The organism is Stenotrophomonas sp. Iso1, from assembly GCF_027497995.1.
In the GTDB taxonomy this organism is placed as follows: Bacteria; Pseudomonadota; Gammaproteobacteria; order Xanthomonadales; family Xanthomonadaceae; genus Stenotrophomonas.
In genome coordinates this window covers 1-5,599 of sequence record NZ_JAODBT010000007.1, presented here as the reverse complement: position 1 = coordinate 5,599, position 5,599 = coordinate 1, and the positions used below count along the sequence as shown (strand labels likewise).

Below are 5,599 nucleotides of genomic sequence, written 5' to 3'. Positions count from 1 at the left end.
TGTTGACGGAAACGAAAAGCCTGACATAATAGGCGGCTCGCTTCGACGAAAGACCTTCGGGTTTGCCGCAGAAGCAGCAGCGTCAACCGCCTCGAAATGAGGTGTTGACGAAGCGGAAAAGCCGGCTATAATGGGCGGCTCGCTACGACGGAAACGTCGCAGCCTACGAAGAAGGCGCTGAGGCCTGATTCGAAGTTCTTTGAAAGTATGCGCAGGTATCTTGTGAAGACGCCTGCAGGAGTGGATGACTGTCCATCTTGCAGACGTTTAATCAAGCAATGATTCAATTGTTTTAATGCAAGCGAAACGTTGCCAGTGGTTGGACTTCTGCAGCTAAAGTAATTTGTCTTCGGACACATGATTTTAAGTGAAGAGTTTGATCCTGGCTCAGAGTGAACGCTGGCGGTAGGCCTAACACATGCAAGTCGAACGGCAGCACAGTAAGAGCTTGCTCTTATGGGTGGCGAGTGGCGGACGGGTGAGGAATACATCGGAATCTACTTTTTCGTGGGGGATAACGTAGGGAAACTTACGCTAATACCGCATACGACCTACGGGTGAAAGCCGGGGACCTTCGGGCCTGGCGCGGATAAATGAGCCGATGTCCGATTAGCTAGTTGGCGGGGTAAGAGCCCACCAAGGCGACGATCGGTAGCTGGTCTGAGAGGATGATCAGCCACACTGGAACTGAGACACGGTCCAGACTCCTACGGGAGGCAGCAGTGGGGAATATTGGACAATGGGCGCAAGCCTGATCCAGCCATACCGCGTGGGTGAAGAAGGCCTTCGGGTTGTAAAGCCCTTTTGTTGGGAAAGAAAAGCAGCCAGTTAATACCTGGTTGTTCTGACGGTACCCAAAGAATAAGCACCGGCTAACTTCGTGCCAGCAGCCGCGGTAATACGAAGGGTGCAAGCGTTACTCGGAATTACTGGGCGTAAAGCGTGCGTAGGTGGTTGTTTAAGTCTGTCGTGAAAGCCCTGGGCTCAACCTGGGAATTGCGATGGAAACTGGGCAACTAGAGTGTGGCAGAGGATAGTGGAATTCCTGGTGTAGCAGTGAAATGCGTAGAGATCAGGAGGAACATCCGTGGCGAAGGCGACTGTCTGGGCCAACACTGACACTGAGGCACGAAAGCGTGGGGAGCAAACAGGATTAGATACCCTGGTAGTCCACGCCCTAAACGATGCGAACTGGATGTTGGGTGCAATTTGGCACGCAGTATCGAAGCTAACGCGTTAAGTTCGCCGCCTGGGGAGTACGGTCGCAAGACTGAAACTCAAAGGAATTGACGGGGGCCCGCACAAGCGGTGGAGTATGTGGTTTAATTCGATGCAACGCGAAGAACCTTACCTGGCCTTGACATGTCGAGAACTTTCCAGAGATGGATTGGTGCCTTCGGGAACTCGAACACAGGTGCTGCATGGCTGTCGTCAGCTCGTGTCGTGAGATGTTGGGTTAAGTCCCGCAACGAGCGCAACCCTTGTCCTTAGTTGCCAGCACGTAATGGTGGGAACTCTAAGGAGACCGCCGGTGACAAACCGGAGGAAGGTGGGGATGACGTCAAGTCATCATGGCCCTTACGGCCAGGGCTACACACGTACTACAATGGTAGGGACAGAGGGCTGCAAGCCGGCGACGGTAAGCCAATCCCAGAAACCCTATCTCAGTCCGGATTGGAGTCTGCAACTCGACTCCATGAAGTCGGAATCGCTAGTAATCGCAGATCAGCATTGCTGCGGTGAATACGTTCCCGGGCCTTGTACACACCGCCCGTCACACCATGGGAGTTTGTTGCACCAGAAGCAGGTAGCTTAACCTTCGGGAGGGCGCTTGCCACGGTGTGGCCGATGACTGGGGTGAAGTCGTAACAAGGTAGCCGTATCGGAAGGTGCGGCTGGATCACCTCCTTTTGAGCAAGACAGCATCGCGCCTGTCAGGCGTCCTCACAAGAAACCTGCATTCAGAGTTCTACATCGGCCAGGCCGAGGTAGAAAAGTCCCAATTACGGGGCCTTAGCTCAGCTGGGAGAGCACCTGCTTTGCAAGCAGGGGGTCGTCGGTTCGATCCCGACAGGCTCCACCACACGACACACGTTTATCGGTGTGTTCGGCCAAGAGCTAAACGGACATTGGGTCTGTAGCTCAGGTGGTTAGAGCGCACCCCTGATAAGGGTGAGGTCGGTAGTTCGAGTCTACCCAGACCCACCACTCTGAATGTTAGGCGCATACTAAGAATTTATAGACATCGGCATTGTGGCCGGTATCTGTTCTTTTAAAACTTGTGACGTAGCGAGCGTTTGAGATTCTATCTAAAACGTGTCGTGGCTAAGGCGAGAGACATAAGTCTCTTTATTAATTGAGTCGTTATAGTTCGTATCTGGGCTTTGTACCCCCAGGTCACATATATAACCCAAGGCAACTTGCGGTTATATGGTCAAGCGAATAAGCGCACACGGTGGATGCCTTGGCGGTCAGAGGCGATGAAGGACGTGGCAGCCTGCGAAAAGTATCGGGGAGCTGGCAACAAGCTTTGATCCGGTAATGTCCGAATGGGGAAACCCACCGCTCCGGCGGTATCCTGCAGTGAATACATAGCTGCTGGAAGCGAACCTGGTGAACTGAAATATCTAAGTAACCAGAGGAAAAGAAATCAACCGAGATTCCCTGAGTAGCGACGAGCGAACGGGGAACAGCCCTTAAGCTGGTATGGTTCTAGAAAAACAGTCTGGAAAGACTGGCCATAGAAGGTGATAGCCCTGTATTTAAAAGGGCCATTCCAGTGAAGACGAGTAGGGCGGGGCACGTGAAACCCTGTCTGAATATGGGGGGACCATCCTCCAAGGCTAAATACTACTGACCGACCGATAGTGAACCAGTACCGTGAGGGAAAGGCGAAAAGAACCCCGGAGAGGGGAGTGAAATAGATCCTGAAACCGTGTGCGTACAAGCAGTAGGAGCCTCGCAAGGGGTGACTGCGTACCTTTTGTATAATGGGTCAGCGACTTACTGTTCGTGGCAAGCTTAACCGTATAGGGGAGGCGAAGGGAAACCGAGTCTGATAAGGGCGCATAGTCGCGGGCAGTAGACCCGAAACCGGGTGATCTAGTCATGGCCAGGGTGAAGGTGCCGTAACAGGTACTGGAGGCCCGAACCCACGTCTGTTGCAAAAGACGGGGATGAGCTGTGATTAGGAGTGAAAAGCTAATCGAACCCGGAGATAGCTGGTTCTCCTCGAAAGCTATTTAGGTAGCGCCTCATATGTATCCTCTCGGGGGTAGAGCACTGTTATGGCTAGGGGGTCATCGCGACTTACCAAACCATTGCAAACTCCGAATACCGAGACGGACTGTATGGGAGACACACGGCGGGTGCTAACGTCCGTCGTGAAAAGGGAAACAACCCAGACCCACAGCTAAGGTCCCAAATTCACTGCTAAGTGGAAAACCATGTGGAAAGGCACAGACAGCCAGGAGGTTGGCTTAGAAGCAGCCACCCTTTAAAGAAAGCGTAATAGCTCACTGGTCGAGTCGGTCTGCGGGGAAGATTTAACGGGGCTAAGCAGTGAACCGAAGCTTGGGGTGTGCATATTTATATGTACGCGGTAGAGGAGCGTTCCGTAAGCCGTTGAAGGTGGATTGAGAAGTCTGCTGGAGGTATCGGAAGTGCGAATGCTGACATGAGTAACGATAATGCGGGTGAAAAACCCGCACGCCGAAAGCCCAAGGTTTCCTTGCGCAACGTTAATCGGCGCAGGGTGAGTCGGCCCCTAAGGCGAGGCAGAAATGCGTAGTCGATGGGAAGCAGGTTAATATTCCTGCACCTCGCGTAAGTGCGATGGAGGGACGGAGAAGGTTAGGTGTACCAGGCGTTGGTTGTCCTGGGGAAAGGCGGTAGGTTTGGATCTTTGGCAAATCCGGGATCCTTTAAGACCGAGCACCGAGACGAGTCTTTATGACAAAGTCACTGATACCACGCTTCCAGGAAAAGCTCCTAAGCTTCAGCTTACGCAGACCGTACCGTAAACCGACACAGGTGGGTAGGATGAGAATTCTCAGGCGCTTGAGAGAACTCGGGTGAAGGAACTAGGCAACATGGCACCGTAACTTCGGGAGAAGGTGCACCCTTTTTGGTGGCTCATGCGAGCTATAGCTGAAGAGGGTCGCAGTAACCAGGCCGCTGCGACTGTTTATCAAAAACACAGCACTCTGCAAACACGAAAGTGGACGTATAGGGTGTGACGCCTGCCCGGTGCTGGAAGGTTAATTGATGGGGTCAGCCGCAAGGCGAAGCTCTTGATCGAAGCCCCAGTAAACGGCGGCCGTAACTATAACGGTCCTAAGGTAGCGAAATTCCTTGTCGGGTAAGTTCCGACCTGCACGAATGGCGTAACGACAGCGGCGCTGTCTCCACCCGAGACTCAGTGAAATTGAAATCGCTGTGAAGATGCAGCGTTCCCGTGGCAAGACGGAAAGACCCCGTGAACCTTTACTATAGCTTTACACTGAACGTTGAGTTCGTCTGTGTAGGATAGGTGGGAGGCTATGAAACTGTGGCGCTAGCTGCAGTGGAGCCAACCTTGAAATACCACCCTGTCGTGCTTGACGTTCTAACCTAGGTCCATTATCTGGATCGGGGACCGTGTATGGTGGGTAGTTTGACTGGGGCGGTCTCCTCCTAAAGAGTAACGGAGGAGCTCGAAGGTACGCTCAGCGCGGTCGGACATCGCGCACTGTGTGCAAAGGCATAAGCGTGCTTGACTGCAAGATCGACGGATCAAGCAGGTAGGAAACTAGGACTTAGTGATCCGGTGGTTCTGTATGGAAGGGCCATCGCTCAACGGATAAAAGGTACTCCGGGGATAACAGGCTGATACCGCCCAAGAGTTCATATCGACGGCGGTGTTTGGCACCTCGATGTCGGCTCATCACATCCTGGGGCTGTAGTCGGTCCCAAGGGTATGGCTGTTCGCCATTTAAAGTGGTACGCGAGCTGGGTTCAGAACGTCGTGAGACAGTTCGGTCCCTATCTGCCATGGGCGTTGGAAGTTTGAGAGGGGCTGCTCCTAGTACGAGAGGACCGGAGTGGACGAACCTCTGGTGTTCCGGTTGTCACGCCAGTGGCATTGCCGGGTAGCTATGTTCGGAAGCGATAACCGCTGAAAGCATCTAAGCGGGAAGCGCGCCTCAAGATGAGACTTCCCGGGGCACAAGCCCCCTAAAGGAACCATGTAGACTACGTGGTTGATAGGTCAGGTGTGTAAGTGCAGCAATGCATTGAGCTAACTGATACTAATGATCCGAGAGGCTTGACCATATAACCTCAAGTTGCCTTGGCCGACGACATGTCGATAGAGTCCAAGAGCACGCTACGTCACAAGATCTATGAGAGGCAGGCGCCTAAATCCGTTTCTTGGATGGCGACGCTCCAACCGTCTCCCTGATGAAATTAGCGCTATGGAACCACCCGATCCCATCCCGAACTCGGAAGTGAAACGTAGCTGCGCCGATGGTAGTGTGGCCTAAGCCATGCGAGAGTAGGTCATCGTCAGGGGCTTTACCCAAAACCCCGCTGCCAACGCAGCGGGGTTTTACTTTTTATG

2 tRNA genes and 3 rRNA genes are annotated in these 5,599 nt (G+C 53.2%); all 5 read left to right on the top strand.

Going from position 1 to position 5,599, the window contains the following annotated elements:
* Positions 1–364: 364 nt before the first annotated feature.
* The 5 genes from PAN08_RS17970 to rrf all read left to right on the top strand — a co-directional run bounded on the left by PAN08_RS17970 (position 365) and on the right by rrf (position 5,550).
* Positions 365–1,911, top strand: a 16S ribosomal RNA gene (locus PAN08_RS17970).
* A gap of 96 nt (positions 1,912–2,007) precedes the next feature.
* A tRNA-Ala gene (locus tag PAN08_RS17965) sits at positions 2,008–2,083 on the top strand.
* A gap of 48 nt (positions 2,084–2,131) precedes the next feature.
* Positions 2,132–2,208: transfer RNA gene (locus tag PAN08_RS17960), tRNA-Ile, on the top strand.
* Between the two features lie 224 nt (positions 2,209–2,432).
* Positions 2,433–5,313 (top strand): 23S ribosomal RNA (locus PAN08_RS17955).
* A 122-nt stretch (positions 5,314–5,435) separates the two neighbouring features.
* Positions 5,436–5,550 (top strand): 5S ribosomal RNA (gene rrf, locus PAN08_RS17950).
* Together the 16S, 23S and 5S rRNA genes with 2 tRNA genes alongside form the textbook arrangement of a ribosomal RNA operon.
* The last annotated feature ends 49 nt before the right edge of the window (positions 5,551–5,599 follow it).